The organism is Phyllobacterium myrsinacearum (assembly GCF_014138285.1).
Classification (GTDB): domain Bacteria; phylum Pseudomonadota; class Alphaproteobacteria; order Rhizobiales; family Rhizobiaceae; genus Phyllobacterium; species Phyllobacterium myrsinacearum_A.
The window spans coordinates 119,265-136,391 of the sequence record NZ_JACGXN010000008.1 but is presented as its reverse complement, the minus strand read 5'-3'; the positions used below and the strand labels follow the sequence as shown (position 1 = coordinate 136,391).

Genomic DNA, 17,127 nt, shown 5'->3' with positions numbered 1-17,127 from the left:
ACATGAATTGGATCCGGAGGATCACTTGCCAGCGATTCCGGATCCGTTTCATTTCCAGGGTGATGCTGAAGGGCCTAAACCACATCTTGTCACCTCCAAAGTCGAGAGCATGGCTGATGCCACAGTCGGAGCAGCCAATCTCCTCCGATACACCGCTGGCCCGGTGCCGTTGCTTTTGTCCTCAACACGTCCATTGATGATGGAGTTATTCCGGTTCGGCAACGAACGGGGAGTTGTATGAAGATGCGTATCCGGTTGCAGATTGCTTAGACTGGCAGGTGTGTCGTTTCCTTGACTTCTTCCATGACCGCATAGGTGTGTGTCTCGCGCACCCCCGGCAGTGAAAGCAGCGCGTCGGAGAGGAAACGCCGATAATGCTCCATGTCAGCGACGCGCGCCTTGATCAGGTAGTCGAAACCACCGGCAACCATGTGGCATTCCATGACATCGGGGTTGCGGCGCGTTGCTGCAGCAAAGGTCGCGAAAACATCAGGCGTGGTGCGATCCAGCTTGATTTCGACAAAGACCAGCATTGCACGGTCGAGCTTTTTCGGCGACAGTCTGGCGGTGTAGCCAAGAATATAGCCATCCCTCGTCAGGCGCTTCACCCGCTCTGTGGTGGCTGTTTGGGAAAGGCTGATACGCTCGGATAATTCGGTGTTGGAGAGCCGTCCGTCCTTCTGCAGCTCGCGCAAAATGCGCCGGTCCAAGCTGTCCAAATTTTTCATTTCTAAAACACCCCGTATTTTTAGTTTTTTACGCTGCCACAGGAGCGTTCATTGGTGAGAATAACCAAGTGGAATAGATTATATGGGAAAAATCAATAAGGGGAAGCCTGATGACCAGACCGTTGCCGTCTTCAAACGATTTTAATGCACCATATGCTGTTGATGATCAGCAATTGGTTGCATCGCTGCTGAAAACCATTGCCCTGCCTGAAGACGTCAATCGCCGTATCGATGCGCGCGCGAGCAAATATATCGCCACGATTCGCAAGGAAGCCAGCGGTATAGGCGGTGTCGAGGATTTTCTGCGCGAATATGGGCTTTCCACCCGTGAAGGTCTGGCCCTGATGGTGCTCGCCGAAGCCTTGCTGCGCGTACCGGATGCCGCAACACAGGACAAGCTGATTGAAGACAAGCTGAAGCAGGGCAAATGGTCAGAGCATGAGCCAAGCGGCGATACCTGGTTTGTATCGGCATCTGCCTGGGCGCTTGGTCTCTCCGCCAAAGTGATCAAGCCCGGTGAGACGCCGGAAGGAGTGATTTCCTCGCTGGTCAAGCGCATCGGTCTTCCTACTGTCCGCACCGCGACCAAGCAGGCCATGCGCTATCTCGGCCACCACTTCGTGCTCGGCGAAACCATCAAGGATGCGCTGAAGCGTGCTGCTTCGAACGAAGCCAAGGGCTATCGCCATTCCTTTGATATGCTGGGCGAGGGCGCCCGGACGCGCAAGGACGCGCGCGGCTATTTCAAATCCTATTCCGATGCCATCGATGCGATCGGTCGTGCAACGGGTAACAAGAAGCTGCCGGACCGCATGGGCATTTCCGTCAAGCTCTCCGCGCTGCATCCGCGTTATCTGGCCACACATCATGATCAGGTCATGGCCGAGCTGGTACCGGATCTGCTGGCGCTGGCGCAGAAGGCCAAATCCTACGATCTCAATTTCACCGTTGATGCCGAAGAAGCCGACCGGCTTGAGCTGTCGCTTGATGTCATCGACCGTGTTTTCGCCGATCCGTCACTGGATGGCTGGGACGGGTTCGGTCTGGCCATTCAGGCCTATCAGAAGCGGGCGCTTGAAGTAATCGACCACATCGACCGGCTCGCTGCACGCCACAACCGCAAGATGATGGTGCGTCTGGTCAAGGGGGCATACTGGGATACGGAGGTGAAGCGGACACAGGAGCGTGGTCTGCCCGATTATCCCGTGTTTACCCGCAAGCCCGCAACCGACGCGTCCTATATGGCCTGTGCCAAGCGCATGCTCGATGCACGGCCGCGCATATTCCCGCAATTTGCCACCCACAACGCGCTGACCGTCGCCATGATCCTGGAAATGGCCGGTGACGACAAGACCGGGTTTGAGTTCCAGCGCCTGCACGGGATGGGTGAAAGCCTGTACAAACAGATCACGGAAAAGGACGAGAAAATCGCCTGCCGTATCTACGCGCCCGTTGGCGGTTATCGTGACCTTCTGGCCTATCTCGTTCGTCGACTTCTTGAAAACGGCGCCAATTCTTCCTTCGTCTCGGTGGTCGGCGACAGCAATGTACCGATTGCGGATTTGCTGGTGCGTCCGGCGGAAAAGCTCAATGACGGCAGGGGCTATCGCCATCCGCATATCCCTCTGCCCGCCAAAATCTACGGCAAGCGCACCAATTCGGCCGGTGTTGAGCTTGGTGATCGCAAGGAGCTGGCTACGCTCCTGAGCGGAATTGCCAAGGCGTCCCGCACAGTCAGCGCCGTGCCGCTGATCGAAGGTGTGAAAGCTTCGGGCAAAGCACAGAACGTGATTTCGCCGGTTAACGGTACAGCTGTCGGTACGGTGGTATTCGCGACTGCCGATGAAGCGGCAAAAGCGGTTGGCATCGCCAAAAAGAGCTTTGTCTCGTGGTCGCGCGTGCCGGTTGAAACCCGCGCCAAGGCTTTGGAAAAGGCGGGGGACCTTCTGGAAAGCAATCGCGATCTGCTGATGGATCTTCTTTCGCGTGAAGCCGGCAAGACGCTTGATGACGGTATTGCCGAGATTCGTGAAGCGGTGGATTTTTGCCGCTACTATGCCGCTGAAGCGCGTCGTCAGTTTGCGGCCGACAAAGCCATGCCCGGTCCGACAGGCGAAGACAACAAACTGCGCCATCGCGGGCGGGGTGCCTTCGTCTGCATCAGCCCATGGAATTTCCCGCTGGCGATTTTCCTGGGGCAGGTCACGGCGGCACTTGCTGCGGGGAATACGGTTGTAGCAAAGCCCGCGGAACAGACACCGCTGATCGCCTATGAAGCCATCCGGCTCCTGCACGAAGCGGGTGTACCGAAAGATGCGGTGCTGTATGTTCCAGGCGATGGCTCCGTTGGTGCAGCGCTGACATCCCACGCGGATATTGCCGGCGTTGCCTTCACCGGCTCGACCGATACGGCCTGGGCCATCAACCGCACGCTTGCGGCGAAGAAGGGCCCGATCGTTCCGCTGATCGCCGAGACGGGCGGCCTTAACGGAATGATCGTCGATGCCACCGCCTTGTCGGAACAGGTTGCGGACGATGTTGTCATGTCCGCCTTCCGCTCCGCTGGCCAGCGCTGCTCGGCCCTGCGCATCCTCTACCTGCAGGAAGATATTGCCGACAACATGCTCGAAATGATCGAAGGCGCGGCACGCGAGCTGACACTTGGCGATCCGTCGCTGGCGTCCACCGATATCGGTCCGATCATCGATCAGGCGCAGCGCGATATGCTCGCTGCCCATATAGCCGCAATGCGCAAGAGCCAGAAGGTTCGCTATGCCGGTGCAGCTCCAGACGAGGGACTGTTCTTTGCCCCGCATATTGTCGAACTCAATCATGCGGAAGTACTGGAAAAAGAGGTTTTTGGGCCGGTTCTGCACGTAGTACGCTGGAAGGCCAAGGATCTCGACAAGGTGCTCGACCAGATCGCCTCGACCGGTTACGGCCTGACCTTTGGCCTGCACACACGCATCGAAGCGACAGTTGCCAAGGTCATCGACCGGCTCGATGTCGGCAATGTCTATGTCAACCGCAACACGATCGGCGCGGTTGTCGGGACACAGCCCTTCGGAGGCTCGGGTCTTTCCGGCACAGGTCCCAAGGCGGGCGGACCGTCGTATCTGACACGGTTTGCGCTGGAACAGGTGGTCTCGGTCAATACGGCTGCTGCAGGCGGCAATGCCAGCCTGATCGCCATGGGCGAATAAACGGAAAAACCACTGAAAAAGATGTGCAATTGGGGATAGTGAGCCGCTCGCTATCCCCATTTCGTTTCCACGATGCTATTTGGCGTATTCACGATAGGGAGGATATGCCGATGGTTGCCGTTAAGTCCGATATTGAGATTGCGCGCGCCGCGAGCAAAAAGCCGGTGCTTGAGATCGGTGCAAAGATCGGTATCTCGCCTGAACATCTCGTTCCCTATGGTCACGACAAGGCGAAACTCTCAGCGGAATTCATTCGCTCGAAGCATGGTGCCAAGGACGGCAAGCTGATCCTCGTAACGGCCGTCAGTCCGACACCCGCTGGTGAAGGCAAGACGACAACCACGGTTGGTCTCGGGGATGGTCTCAATCGCATCGGCAAGAAGGCGATTGTCTGCATCCGCGAGGCTTCGCTTGGCCCCTGTTTCGGTATCAAGGGTGGTGCGGCCGGCGGCGGTTATGCACAGGTCATCCCGATGGAAGACATCAATCTGCATTTCACCGGCGATTTTCACGCCATCACCTCGGCGCACAATCTGCTCGCAGCCATGATCGACAATCACGTCTATTGGGGCAATGAACTCAATCTTGACACGCGCCGCGTTACCTGGCGGCGGGTGATGGACATGAATGACCGCGCGCTTCGCGACATCGCGTCGTCGCTGGGCGGGGTGGCCAACGGGTTCCCGCGTGAATCTGGTTTTGACATCACGGTGGCTTCCGAAGTCATGGCCATTCTTTGCCTTGCAACGGATTTACAGGACCTGGAGCGGCGGCTGGGCGATATCATCATCGGCTATCGGTTCGACAAGACCGCCGTTTATGCGCGCGATCTTAAGGCAGACAAGGCGATGGCTGTTCTCCTGAAAGACGCCATGCAGCCTAATCTGGTACAGACGCTTGAAAACAATCCGGCCTTTGTGCATGGCGGGCCATTTGCCAATATTGCCCATGGCTGCAATTCCGTCGTTGCGACGACGACGGCGCTCAAGCTTGCGGATTATGTGGTGACGGAAGCCGGTTTCGGCGCGGATCTCGGCGCTGAAAAATTCTTCAATATCAAATGCCGCAAAGCGGGATTGAAACCGGCCGCTGCCGTCATCGTGGCCACGGTCCGTGCCATGAAGATGCATGGCGGTGTTGCCAAGGACGATCTCGGTCTTGAAAACGTGGCGGCAGTGAAGGCGGGCTGTGCCAATCTCGGCCGCCACATGGAAAATGTCCGGCAGTTTGGAGTGCCGGTCGTGGTGGCGATCAATCATTTCAGCGCCGATACGGATGCCGAGATCGAAACGGTGAGGAGTTTCGTTGCGGCCCACGGTGCAGAAGCCATCCTTTGCAAGCACTGGGCGCAGGGATCGGCCGGCATCGAAGAGCTTGCACACAAGGTGGTTTCTCTTGCCGAAAGCGGCGCGGCGCAGTTCTCGCCGCTCTATGAAGATGACATGTCTCTGTTCGACAAGATCGAGACGGTGGTCAAGCGCATATATCGCGGTGCGGAGGCTGACGCTGATGCCAGCGTGCGCGAGCAACTGCGGCAATGGGAGGCGGCGGGTTATGGCCATCTTCCCGTCTGCATGGCCAAGACGCAATATTCGTTCTCAACCGATCCGCGTTTGCGCGGCGCTCCCGTCAATCATGTGGTGCACGTGCGTGAAGTGCGGCTGTCCGCGGGCGCAGGATTTGTCGTTGCGATCTGTGGTGAGATCATGACCATGCCCGGCCTGCCGAAGTCGCCTTCGGCCGAACGTATCCATCTCAATGACCAGGGTCTTATCGAAGGACTCTTCTGACCGATTTTTGCACACGTGATTTTTGCTGTTGCAAGCGTCGCCGCGTAACGCTAACAATCACCGCCATGAACACGCGCGTTATTATTTCAAATGGCTGGTGGTGGGCTCGCTGAACGCGGCCACGCAGCCTTTTGCACGCACGTAAAGGGATCAGGGCCGCAACGGGTTTTCCGGGCGGCCTTTTTGTTTGACCGCCTGTACAACCCCCAAGGCCAAATGCAACGGAGTGGAAATGATGATGCATAGAATTGAGGGTGACGTGGAAATATTCGACACTGCAGGCGCTGTCACGATTTCCCGGTCACGTATTGCGACCGCCTATGCCAGCGCAATCGACGGATATGTCGATGCACTGGATGAACGCTGCGGAGCGGTTTTCTCTTCCAACTACGAGTATCCGGGCCGCTATACGCGCTGGGACACCGCCATCATCGATCCCCCGGTCGTCATCACGTCCAACGGGCGGCACATGACGATCGAGGCGCTTAACAAGCGCGGTGAAATCCTGTTGCGGCCGATTCACAAAGCCGTTGCTGCGCTTGCCGAAGTGTCTATATCGGTCGCGAGCGCTACGAAGCTCGACCTCGAAATCGCCCTGCCGAGCCGTGCGTTCACAGAAGAAGAGCGCTCGCGCATTCCTTCAGTGTTTACGGTCTTGCGCGGTATTGTTGCCCTGTTCTTTACGGAGGAAGATGCCAATCTCGGTCTGTACGGTGCATTCGGGTATGATCTGGCTTTCCAGTTCGATCCGATCCAGTACAAGCTGAAGCGTCCGGATGATCAGCGCGATATCGTGCTCTATCTGCCGGATGAAATTCTCGTGGTTGACCATCATGCTGCCAAGGCATGGCTCGACCGTTATGAATATGCGTTTGAGGGCGCCTCCACCGAGGGATTGTCGCGCGAAACCGAATCCAAGGCATTCAAGCCGACCGACAAGATTCCGGGCCGCGGCGATCACAATCCGGGCGACTATGCGGAACTGGTGAAGAAAGCCAAGGAAAGCTTCAAGCGCGGGGACCTCTTCGAGGTGGTGCCGGGGCAGACATTCTATGAGCGTTGCGAGACCAAACCATCGGTCATCTCGCGTCGTCTCAAGGCCATCAACCCATCGCCCTATTCCTTCTACATCAATCTTGGCGACAATGAATATCTCGTTGGTGCGTCGCCCGAAATGTTCGTGCGCGTGGTTGGCCGCCGTATCGAGACCTGCCCGATTTCGGGAACGATCAAGCGCGGTGAGGATGCGATTGCCGACTCAGAGCAGATCATCAAGCTGCTCAACTCGAAGAAGGATGAGTCCGAACTTACCATGTGTTCCGATGTGGACCGCAACGACAAGAGCCGGGTCTGCGAGCCGGGTTCCGTGCGTGTCATCGGCCGTCGCCAGATCGAAATGTATTCGCGCCTCATCCACACGGTGGATCACATTGAAGGCCGTCTGCGCGAGGATATGGATGCCTTTGACGGGTTCCTGTCGCATGCATGGGCTGTAACGGTGACCGGAGCGCCAAAGCTCTGGGCCATGCGTTTCATCGAAGAGAATGAACGCAGCCCGCGTGCCTGGTACGGCGGCGCGATCGGCATGGTCAATTTCAATGGCGACATGAATACCGGTCTGACACTGCGCACCATCCGCATCAAGGACGGCATTGCGCAGGTGCGGGCAGGGGCAACGTTGCTGTTCGATTCCATTCCGGAAGAGGAAGAGGCAGAAACGGAACTCAAGGCTTCAGCGATGATTGCGGCGGTGCGTGACGCACACAAGACCAATATCCCTGCGGAAGAACGTGCTGTCGCGCGAGTCGGTGAAGGTCTGTCCATCCTGCTCGTGGATCACGAAGATTCATTCGTCCACACGCTGGCCAATTATTTCCGCCAGACGGGTGCAACCGTGACCACTGTCCGCACGCCGGTACCCGATGAAATCTTTGACCGGTTGAAGCCTGATCTGGTCGTGCTTTCGCCAGGGCCGGGCACGCCCGAGGATTTTGACTGCAAGGCGACGATCAAAAAAGCGCGCAAACGCGATCTGCCGATCTTCGGTGTCTGTCTCGGATTGCAGGCACTCACCGAAGCCTATGGCGGTTCGCTCCGGCAGTTACATGTTCCGATGCATGGAAAACCGTCACGTATCCGCATTACAAAGCAGGGCAAGATTTTTTCCGGTCTGCCGAAGGAAATCACGGTTGGGCGCTATCACTCGATCTTTGCCGATCCGGTCCGCTTGCCGGATGAGTTTATTGTAACGGCGGAAACGGAGGATGGGGTCATCATGGCTTTCGAGCACAAGAGTGAACCGATTGCGGCGGTGCAATTCCATCCGGAATCGATAATGACCCTTGGACACAATGCGGGTATGCGCATGATCGAGAACGTGGTGGCACATCTGCCGCGCAAGGCAAAGGAACGGGCTGCCTGATGGAAGGTGAAAATGTCGTCCAGCGACTGGCGTTCTGGTCGATCTTCATCGGCATCGGCGTGCTGGCACTGAAATATGCCGCCTATCATGTCACTGGCTCTGTCGCGCTCTATTCCGATGCGCTGGAATCGATTGTGAACGTGGTGGCAGCGCTCGCAGCGTGGTGGGCGATTCGTGTCAGTCACAAGCCAGCCGACCAGAATCACCCCTTCGGGCACCACAAGGCCGAGTATTTTTCGGCCGTGCTCGAAGGGGTGCTGATCGTTGTCGCGGCGCTGTTGATTCTGCGGGAAGTCTGGTCCGCATGGGAAACGCCGAAAGTCATGGACGAACCGTGGCTGGGTCTGGCGATCAATGGCATTGCGTCTGGGATCAATGCTCTTTGGGCCACCTTGCTGATCAGCCGTGCCCGCAGCCATAAATCCCCGGCTCTCCTCGCGGACGGCAAACATATCATGACGGATGTGGTGACATCGATCGGTGTGTTCATCGGCCTTGTTGGTGCTGTAGTCACCGGCTGGACAATCCTCGATCCGCTGCTTGCCGTCATCGTTGCACTCAATATTCTCTGGCAGGGCTGGAATGTGATCGGGTCTTCCGTGCAGGGGCTGATGGACGTCGGTGTGCCGACCGAAGAAACCATGCGCATCCGTGATATCATCTCGGCCAATGCCGGTGGCGCGCTTGAGGTGCATGATCTGAAGACGCGTATTGCCGGGCGTGTAACTTTTATCGAGTTTCATCTGGTCGTTCATGCCAGAATGAGCGTGGGTGATGCGCATGTTATTTGCGACCGGATGGAAAACGCGCTTATGCAGCAGATTCCCGAATCGAGCGTCGTTATCCACGTGGAGCCTGAAGAAGAGGCAAAACTGCCGATCGGCACCGCCGCTGTTCCCTTCGCCTGAAACAAACTTCACCGGGAAAATCGCCAAAATCGATGCTTGACTGCAACATTTGTCACGCAATGTTTCGGTCCGTCATGATTTCGTTACAATTATATTGACATAGGGTGTCTGCCGGACGACATGGTCGTTCAGCAATGCAATTCTCCATTCATGATGCAACGCCGGGGGCGTGGGTCAGGGGACAAATAATTTGGCGGCAAGCATCAATTCCTTTGAGAATCGAGCGCCAACAACGCATGGCAGCGCCGAGCGGACAACCGCGGCTGTTTACAAAGTTAGTTAACCTTTAACTGTCAGGATTAACTTATGGGTAAACCGTATCTTTATGCACTGATTGCTGGTCTTTCTCTTGCCGGGGCATACCCTGCCAGCGCCAGTGTTACGGCTGATTGTGACAAGCCCGTCGTGACGAAGGCTCAGATTTTGACCGGTGCGGTTGATCCACTTGCCAATACAGGTAAAAATAGCACCGGCGCCTGCGTGCAGAAACCGCAGGCTGCTATGGCAGCGCCTGAAAAGGCGAAGCCTATCAATATCGTTGCAACAGGCAGTGCAGGCATCTTGAAAAAGGCAGTCAAAGGCGAAATTCTTCCACAGGGCGAGAGTGCGCTGCGCGATGATCTTGCATTCAAATATCGTATCTACCGGCCGGAAGATCCGAACGGCGATACGATGGTTCTTCTGCACGGTTCGGGTCAGGATGAAACAAGCCTTGTATCGCTGGCCACGAAGATCGCGCCGAACGCCCTGCTGCTCGCCGTTCGCGGCCGCATCGTGCAGGATGGCACCAGCCGTTGGTACCGCCGCCTGACACCTGTCAGTTTCGACCAGAAGGACATCCACTTCGAGGCGAAGGCGTTTGCCGGCTTTTTGAAGCAGGCTACGGAGAAGTACAAGATCGATCTGAAGCGCACGACCTATCTCGGCTATTCGAATGGTGCAAATCTCGTCGGTGCCGTGATGATGCTCTATCCGGATATGGTCAAGCAGGCGGTGCTTCTGCGCTCGATGCCAGTGCTGACAGAGAACACCGATGCCAATCTTGCCGGTGCACGTGTTCTCACGGTTTCCGGTGCGTCCGATCAAACCTATGCACCGTTTGCCCCGGCACTGGAGACCTTGCTGCGAACACACGGCGCACTCGTCGAAGCGCGTTCGATCAAGTCCGATCATGGGCTCGGCAGTGATGACGTGAAAGTTGTCAGCGAGTGGCTTTCGGGAGCGACCGCCCAGTTGAAGAAGAACTGAGTTCTCTCCAAACACCCTCTTGCATCCGGCCAGACAGTCGTTTAATTGTCTGGCCCATGGAAACGCGCCAGACACATCAGTCGTCTTTTGCCAAATCCGCTTTTGCGGGTTTGACTAGCCGCGCCTATCTCCTTCCGCTACTTCTCGACCTTATCGGCGATCGCCGGGCTCGTTGAGAGGAGCGTCCGGCGGTCGAAAGTGCCGCCAGGCTTTTTGCTCCTTACCCCTTTACAAGACCATTCCAACGCTTGAAAAAGTGCCGCACGAGCGCCACAGATGCGCAGACGGCCGGAAACGAGAAGCAAATGACCGATATGACCGCTCCCCGCATTGTGGGTATGCCCGATGCCCGCAAAAAGTACGAACCCTATCCCACGGTTGACCTGAAAGACCGGCAATGGCCGTCAAAGCGCATTGAAAAAGCACCGATCTGGTGTTCCGTCGATTTGCGCGACGGCAATCAGGCATTGATCGATCCTATGGGACACGACCGCAAGGTGCGCATGTTCGCGCTGTTGCTCGATATGGGTTTCAAGGAAATCGAGATCGGCTTTCCATCAGCCTCGCAGACGGATTTCGACTTTGCCCGCTGGTGCATAGAGGAAGGCAATGTTCCTGACGATGTATCGCTGCAGGTTTTGGTGCAATGCCGTCCGGAACTGATCACCCGCACCTTTGAATCGTTGCAGGGTGCGAACAAGCCGATCGTCCATTTCTATAATTCGACCAGTGAACTGCAGCGGCGGGTTGTGTTCAATAAGGATGTCAGTGGCATCAAAACCATTGCTACGGATGCGGCCAAGATGATCACCGACATGGCCGCCAAAGCCGGTGGCGGCTTCCGCTTCCAATATTCACCGGAGAGCTTTACCGGTACCGAACTCGAAGTGGCTTTGGAAATTTGCAATGCGGTAACGGAAATCGTCAAACCGACACCAGAGAACAAGCTCATCATCAATCTGCCGTCGACGGTCGAAATGTCGACGCCGAACATCTATGCCGACCGCATCGAGTGGATGTGCCGTCAGCTCGACAACCGCGAAAACCTGATCATTTCGTTGCATCCGCATAATGATCGCGGAACGGGCATTGCCACGACGGAACTTGGCTTGATGGCCGGTGCCGACCGCGTGGAAGGCACCTTGTTCGGCAATGGCGAGCGTACGGGCAATGTTGATATCGTTACCCTGGCATTGAACATGTTCACGCAGGGTGTCGACCCCGAAATTGATTGCTCCGATATCAACCGGATGAAGGAAGTCTATGAATATTCCAACCAGCTGGTGATTCCGGAACGTCACCCTTATGTGGGCGAACTGGTCTATACGGCTTTCTCCGGCTCGCATCAGGACGCGATCAACAAGGGCATGAAGGCGATCAAACAGGCCAACAAGGAATTGTGGGAAGTGCCCTATCTGCCCATCGATCCGCAGGACGTTGGACGCAGCTATGAAGCGATCATCCGCATCAATTCCCAGTCGGGCAAGGGCGGTCTCGCCTATATCCTGCAGGCTGATTATGGCATCAACCTGCCGCGCGGCATGCAGGTGGAGTTCCGTGATGACATCCAGCACATCACTGACGAGGAAGGCAAAGAGATGCCGTCCAAGCAGATTTATCAGCGATTCCTCGAGCTTTATGTAGATCAGCCGGATGCACGCCTGAAATTTGTGGATCACCACACCTATCCGGACACGGAGCACAAGGGCATGCGCATCCTCTCCGCCGAAATTACCGACCGCGGCGAGACGAAGCGGATCGAGGGCAGGGGCACAGGCCCGGTCGATGGCTTCATCGATGCTCTGTCACATTATCTCGGCTTTAAGCTCTCGGTTGCCAATTACTCCGAGCATTCGCTCCAGCACGGTTCCGATGCGGCGGCCATCAGCTACATGGAAATCGAGCATCCCAATGGCAAGATTTTCGGGGCGGGCATCAACAAGAGCATTGTTGCCGCCTCGCTTGAAGGCATTGTCTCGGCTGCCAACCGCATCATCGGTAAGTAAGTTGAACACCTTGAAAGGGCCGCTGAGAAGCGGCCTTTTTGTTGTCGGGAGAGTGTCATGCACCAGTTGCACGCAATCGAGATGGGCGAGGGAGCGGGAACGTCCGTCGTGTTCCTGCACGGGTTTGGCGGGACGGCAGCGAGCTGGCATATCGTGCAAAAGGCGGTCAGTGAAACGCATTCGACCATCGCGTTCGACCTGCCCGGCCACGGCACCTCGCTCGACTATCCCGATGCGGTGACAGCGCGCCATTTCGCCGAGGCGGTTATTGATGAATTCAACAGGCGAAACATTCGCAAAGCCCATCTGGTCGGTCATTCAATGGGGGGTGCAACCGCTGCTCTGGTGGCGGTCTTCGCTCCTGAAAAAGTGGCTTCGCTGACATTGCTTGCCCCGGGTGGTTTCGGACCTGATATCAATGGCCGGTTGCTCCGCCATTATGCTGCTGCCCGCACATATGATGCCCTTGAGACTGCTCTGGAAGGCATGTTCGGCTGGCGCAGCCCTGTCGATGAAGAGGTGATCAGCCGGGATGTGGCGCTTCGCCAAAAAGCCGGACAAATCGAGCGGCTCAATGCCATTGGCGCCCGGATGATGAAGGATGGGATGCAGGGGACAATTCCGCGGGAATACCTTGAGGCATTCGTCATGCCGGTCACCGTCGCCTGGGGTAGGCTCGACAATGTTCTGCCCCTGTATCAGTCGGAAGGGCTGCCGCAGCATTTTTCCGTACATCGTTTTGATGGGGTCGGACACATGCTGATCGAAGAGATTCCCGACCAGGTCATCCGTCTGGTTTCTGCAACTGTGCGTACAGGCTGAATTCGAACAAGTTTCTGGTGCAATGGCACGGGCATGTTGTTAATGATGCCTTAACCCTCCTTGCTGGAAACGCCCATGAGTGAGATGCGAGACAAGATCCCGGATGACAGACGCAGGCTTGGCGATGCCATTCGCGGTGCCCAGGTGGCGGCAGCCGATCGCGGTGATGTCGTCATTGACATGAAGGAAGCGGATCTCGCGAGAATCGAGATTCTGGCTCAAGATCTCAAGCCGGTTTTCGATGAGGTGCCGGCTGACGACGAGCAATGGGATTTCGCTATTTCCACCGGGTTGCAGCCTCGCCTGTGGATCGATGCCACGGCGCACGTAATGATGGGGCGGGACCGGCGTACCTATCGTTTTGTCCGTGACACCCGGCTTGGCCGGTTTGTTCTCGCCGAGTCGACCGATGTAAAGCTCATCTCCGATGCAGTTACTACCTACATTGCAGAACGAATTGTCGAGCGCCAGCGCCTGATGGAGGGTGAACGGATCAATCTTCGCCCTGAAGTTTCCGATGCAGTGCCGACCGGCCAACCGGACGCAGTTCCCCAAGCGATGGCTGCTCCGGTTTTTCAGGGCCGCCGGCATCGCTCCATGGTGAATGATTTGGTCAATGCAGTGATCTGGCTTCTGATCGGAGCGCTTGCTGGTGCTGGTGCCTTGCTGGCTTTTTTCTGGGACCGGCTGGCGCCGTATTTCTGATCATCAGACGGGAGCAGAAACCTCTCCCACCCGGAGATCATGCTCCGCTATCGTTTCGATTGTCATTGCGGCATCCACAATACCGCGTTCGGTCATGCGGCACGACCACCCGGCGTTTGTCTTTTCAATGGCAAAGATATTGAAGCGTGCTGCCGGTTTGTGTGCGCCGAAACTCTGGCTGGCGGAAGGGACGCAAACGACAGGTATCTTCCAATCGGGCCCATTGATCTCGTAGCGCGTCGCCAGATGGGTGTGTCCATGCAGGACGAGTTCTGCCCCATGCTGCCGCACGGTTCGCTGAAACAGCCCGATACCCAGCAATCGCTTGTGTGCAGGCGCGGCTCCACGCACGGGGGGATGGTGGATCATGATCACCCGAAAAAGTCCGCGCTTGCCGGTCTCGTCAAGGATTTCGCCCAACCGCCGCGCCTGTCGGTCGCGCAGATCGCCGGTTGCCATGAAGGGTGCCGTTGCGCGAGCGGACGAGACGCCGATCAATGCGACATCGCCGCGAACCCTCAAATAGGGGAACTCGACGGGACGGTGTTCGGCCGCCTCGCGATCTCCCAGCATCCATGGGCCCCAATAACGCCGTGTCTTTTTCAAAGCGCCCGGCACATAGGCATCGTGATTGCCCGGCACCACGGAAACATCCGCCGGATTGCCAAGTGTTTTCAGCCAGCGCTCGGCCGTTTCCAGTTCCTCGTCCAGCGCGAGATTGACAAGATCCCCGGTGACGGCCAGATGGTCCGGCGCCTGCGCCTTCAAATCAGCAACGAGCGTATCGAGTGTACCACCTGTCATCGAGCCCTTACGATTGGATCGCCAGTTGATATAGCCGGTGATGCGCTTCGAAACCAGCTCGCGCAGGGTCAGTGCGGGCAAGGGCGACAGGTGGATATCGGATATGTGAGCAAGGCGGAACATTATTTCAGCTTTAAGAGAGTGTAGCGTAGGAATCCAGTGTTAGAACCTTTGTATCGTTACTGGGTTCCCATTTAGGACCGGTGAAATGGCTGACAAAAGCGTGAAATGGCGTCATCGCCTGTTTCACACCTATTTCCTGCTGAAACGTCCAATGACATTGGGCGCGCGCGGTGTGATCCTTGACGAGGCGGCACAAACCGTCTTTCTCGTCAGACATACCTATGTGCCCGGCTGGCAGTTTCCGGGTGGCGGTGTGGAAACAGGCCATACGTTCGAGCAAACGCTTACGAAAGAGCTGATGGAGGAGGGCAATATCGAACTGACCGGCAGGCCACAGCTTTTTGCCATCTATCACAATGCACATGCTTCGAAGCGCGATCATGTCGCGCTCTATGTCTGCCGGTCGTTCCGGCAGACCACACCGCGTCTGCCGGACCGCGAAATCGCCGAAGCCGGTTTCTTCCGGCTCGATGCCCTGCCGGAAGGCACGACGGCTGCCACGCGGCGCAGGCTTGCCGAAGTTCTCGATGGGGCAGAGGTCCCTCTCACTTGGTGAGGGTCAGAACCGGTCCCGGTCATGGGCCGCGGTAAAATCCAGTTCCGGCCCCTTGGGAATGATGCCCGTCGGGTTGATCGTTTTGTGACTGCCGTAATAGTGCGCCTTTATGTGCAGCAAGTTTACGGTCCCGGCCACTCCGGGCACCTGATAGAGGTCGCGGGTATAATTCGAAAGGTTCGGATAGTCGCCAATGCGCTGCCGGTTGCATTTGAAATGGCCGACATAAACAGGGTCGAAGCGCAGCAGGGTTGTGAACAGCCGCCAATCGGCCTCTGTCAGCTGATTTCCCGTGAGATAGCGCTGTTTGCCAAGGCGTTCTTCCAATTGGTCGAGCGTGGCAAACAGTTGATCAAAGGCTTCCTCGTAGGCTTCCTGTGTGGTGGCAAAACCTGCGCGATAAACGCCATTGTTGATGTAGGGATAGACGAGTGCATTGATGGCGTCGATCTCGTCGCGTCGGGCTTCCGGATAGAAATCCGGCGATGCATCGCCAAAGGCATTGAATGCCGTGTTGAGCATGCGGATGATTTCCGATGACTCGTTTGAAACGATGGTATTCTGCTGTTTATCCCATAGGACCGGCACGGTCACACGGCCGGAATAGGCGGGATCAGCGCGTGTGTAGACTTCATAGAGCCGTTTGAAGCCGAAGAGATGGTCCGGGGTGGCTCCGTCCCTGGCGTTGAAGGTCCAGCCTTCGGTGCCCATGAAGTGATCGACCACGGATACGGAAATGACGTCCTCAAGTTTTTTCAGCGCCCGGAAAATCAATGTACGGTGCGCCCATGGGCAGGCATAGGAAACATAGAGATGGTAGCGCCCGGTCTCGGCCTTGAAACCACCGGTGCCCGAAGGTCCGGCTGAGCCGTCCACTGTCACCCAATTTCGGAATTGCGATTCCGAGCGGATGAAACGCCCGCCGCTGTCCTTGGTGTCATACCACTGGTCGTGCCACTTGCCGTCAATCAGAAGACCCATGTCATACTCCCTGTCCAGCACTGTACTGTGCCGGCGATCCTAACCGTATTTGTATTCCGTCGCCTATACCTAGACACAAATGCCGTTCAAACCAGCTTTGCGGAGGTGAACAGTGCGTCACTTTTTGTGCTGGTCGAGAGAAATTCGGTTTACGCCGCGCTGCTGAGATGCTACGCGGAAAAAAAGGAGACATTTTGTGACAGGATACCTGTTCATCCGACGATGAAACCCGAACCGGCGCTTGAACAGCGCGGCGGACGTTCCTGTGTTGGCCGGAAGGCCATTGTCTACTCCTTTATGAAGATACCCAGCATGCTGACCCATGTCGTGACCTACGCGCCGGAAGAACCGGTGCACGATGCTGCCATCGAAGATATCAACAAAGAAGCCTTTGGACCGGGACGGTTTACCCGCGCCGCCTATCGCATCCGCGAGGGTGGACCACACGACCGCGATCTCTCCTTTGTGGCGCTCAATGGCGATTATGTCGTGGGATCGGTCCGGCTGACACCGATCCTTGTCGGCACTGCGCCGGCAATGCTGCTCGGACCGCTTGCTGTGCGGCCCGCCTGGAAGAAGCAGGGCATCGGTGCGGCGCTCATGCGCAAATCCATGGAAACGGCGCGTCTTGCCGGTCACAGGCTGATCATTCTGGTGGGTGACGAGCCTTACTATGCGCCCTTCGGTTTCCGGCAGATTGTGGGGCACCAGATCGAAATGCCGGCCCCTGTCGAACCGTCGCGCTTTCTTGCCTGCGAGCTTACGCCGCGTGCGCTGAAGGACGTTCAGGGGCGGGTAAGGCATGCAGGCGTTGACGGTCAGTAGATCGGT

General features: G+C 56.9%; 13 protein-coding genes. 10 read left to right on the top strand and 3 right to left on the bottom strand.

All coding sequences use genetic code 11. The features are described from left to right. Window positions 1–266 precede the first annotated feature (266 nt). Complete coding sequence (locus tag FHW16_RS20945; protein ID WP_105731999.1) at window positions 267–728, bottom strand: Lrp/AsnC ligand binding domain-containing protein; 462 nt, start codon at window positions 726–728, stop codon at window positions 267–269. 110 nt (window positions 729–838) lie between these two features. Between FHW16_RS20945 and putA the strand changes: the two genes are divergently transcribed. From putA to FHW16_RS20905, 8 genes are all read left to right on the top strand, one after another. Further along, window positions 839–3,931, top strand: coding sequence for a bifunctional proline dehydrogenase/L-glutamate gamma-semialdehyde dehydrogenase PutA (putA, locus tag FHW16_RS20940; RefSeq protein ID WP_182551225.1), 3,093 nt, complete (start codon window positions 839–841; stop codon window positions 3,929–3,931). Window positions 3,932–4,041: 110 nt separating this feature from the next. After that, a complete protein-coding gene (locus FHW16_RS20935) occupies window positions 4,042–5,721 on the top strand; it encodes a formate--tetrahydrofolate ligase (protein WP_182551224.1) in 1,680 nt (559 codons plus the stop codon). A 238-nt stretch (window positions 5,722–5,959) separates the two neighbouring features. Beyond that, on the top strand, window positions 5,960–8,143 hold the full coding sequence (locus tag FHW16_RS20930; protein WP_182551323.1) for an anthranilate synthase: 2,184 nt from the start codon (window positions 5,960–5,962) through the stop codon (window positions 8,141–8,143). Next, a complete protein-coding gene (locus FHW16_RS20925) occupies window positions 8,143–9,051 on the top strand; it encodes a cation diffusion facilitator family transporter (RefSeq protein ID WP_182551223.1) in 909 nt (302 codons plus the stop codon). The genes FHW16_RS20930 and FHW16_RS20925 overlap by 1 nt, the downstream gene beginning before the upstream one ends. A 306-nt stretch (window positions 9,052–9,357) precedes the next feature. Then, complete coding sequence (locus tag FHW16_RS20920) at window positions 9,358–10,299, top strand: alpha/beta hydrolase (protein ID WP_182551222.1); 942 nt, start codon at window positions 9,358–9,360, stop codon at window positions 10,297–10,299. A gap of 305 nt (window positions 10,300–10,604) precedes the next feature. Further along, complete coding sequence (gene leuA, locus FHW16_RS20915) at window positions 10,605–12,305, top strand: 2-isopropylmalate synthase (RefSeq protein WP_182551221.1); 1,701 nt, start codon at window positions 10,605–10,607, stop codon at window positions 12,303–12,305. Between the two features lie 57 nt (window positions 12,306–12,362). Continuing rightward, window positions 12,363–13,127, top strand: coding sequence for an alpha/beta fold hydrolase (locus tag FHW16_RS20910; protein ID WP_182551220.1), 765 nt, complete (start codon window positions 12,363–12,365; stop codon window positions 13,125–13,127). 75 nt (window positions 13,128–13,202) lie between these two features. Next, entirely contained in the window at window positions 13,203–13,832 is a 630-nt protein-coding gene (locus tag FHW16_RS20905) for a hypothetical protein (RefSeq protein ID WP_182551219.1), read from the top strand. A gap of 3 nt (window positions 13,833–13,835) precedes the next feature. Here the strand turns inward: FHW16_RS20905 and FHW16_RS20900 are convergent, their stop codons facing one another. Then, window positions 13,836–14,759, bottom strand: coding sequence for a metallophosphoesterase family protein (locus FHW16_RS20900; protein WP_182551218.1), 924 nt, complete (start codon window positions 14,757–14,759; stop codon window positions 13,836–13,838). A gap of 100 nt (window positions 14,760–14,859) precedes the next feature. On the opposite strand from FHW16_RS20900, the gene FHW16_RS20895 reads away from it, so the two are divergent. Further along, complete coding sequence (locus FHW16_RS20895; protein WP_182551322.1) at window positions 14,860–15,315, top strand: NUDIX domain-containing protein; 456 nt, start codon at window positions 14,860–14,862, stop codon at window positions 15,313–15,315. Window positions 15,316–15,318: 3 nt separating this feature from the next. Here FHW16_RS20895 and FHW16_RS20890 read toward each other — a convergent pair whose 3' ends face one another. Continuing rightward, window positions 15,319–16,296, bottom strand: a complete 978-nt coding sequence (locus FHW16_RS20890; RefSeq protein ID WP_182551217.1) for a glutathione S-transferase family protein — start codon at window positions 16,294–16,296, stop codon at window positions 15,319–15,321. A gap of 312 nt (window positions 16,297–16,608) precedes the next feature. Here FHW16_RS20890 and FHW16_RS20885 point away from each other — a divergent pair, with 312 nt between their 5' ends. Then, complete coding sequence (locus FHW16_RS20885) at window positions 16,609–17,121, top strand: GNAT family N-acetyltransferase (protein ID WP_182551321.1); 513 nt, start codon at window positions 16,609–16,611, stop codon at window positions 17,119–17,121. Window positions 17,122–17,127: the final 6 nt, after the last annotated feature.

Excerpts from the sequence above, each read along its gene's own strand:
- FHW16_RS20925 (WP_182551223.1), top strand. The coding sequence starts at position 8,143 with ATGGAAGGTGAAAATGTCGTCCAGCGACTGGCGTTCTGGTCGATCTTC.
- FHW16_RS20945 (WP_105731999.1), bottom strand. The coding sequence starts at position 728 with ATGAAAAATTTGGACAGCTTGGACCGGCGCATTTTGCGCGAGCTGCAG.
- FHW16_RS20890 (WP_182551217.1), bottom strand. The coding sequence starts at position 16,296 with ATGGGTCTTCTGATTGACGGCAAGTGGCACGACCAGTGGTATGACACC.
- FHW16_RS20885 (WP_182551321.1), top strand. The coding sequence starts at position 16,609 with ATGCTGACCCATGTCGTGACCTACGCGCCGGAAGAACCGGTGCACGAT.
- FHW16_RS20905 (WP_182551219.1), top strand. The coding sequence starts at position 13,203 with ATGAGTGAGATGCGAGACAAGATCCCGGATGACAGACGCAGGCTTGGC.
- FHW16_RS20930 (WP_182551323.1), top strand. The coding sequence starts at position 5,960 with ATGCATAGAATTGAGGGTGACGTGGAAATATTCGACACTGCAGGCGCT.
- FHW16_RS20910 (WP_182551220.1), top strand. The coding sequence starts at position 12,363 with ATGCACCAGTTGCACGCAATCGAGATGGGCGAGGGAGCGGGAACGTCC.
- FHW16_RS20900 (WP_182551218.1), bottom strand. The coding sequence starts at position 14,759 with ATGTTCCGCCTTGCTCACATATCCGATATCCACCTGTCGCCCTTGCCC.
- FHW16_RS20935 (WP_182551224.1), top strand. The coding sequence starts at position 4,042 with ATGGTTGCCGTTAAGTCCGATATTGAGATTGCGCGCGCCGCGAGCAAA.
- putA (WP_182551225.1), top strand. The coding sequence starts at position 839 with ATGACCAGACCGTTGCCGTCTTCAAACGATTTTAATGCACCATATGCT.
- leuA (WP_182551221.1), top strand. The coding sequence starts at position 10,605 with ATGACCGATATGACCGCTCCCCGCATTGTGGGTATGCCCGATGCCCGC.
- FHW16_RS20920 (WP_182551222.1), top strand. The coding sequence starts at position 9,358 with ATGGGTAAACCGTATCTTTATGCACTGATTGCTGGTCTTTCTCTTGCC.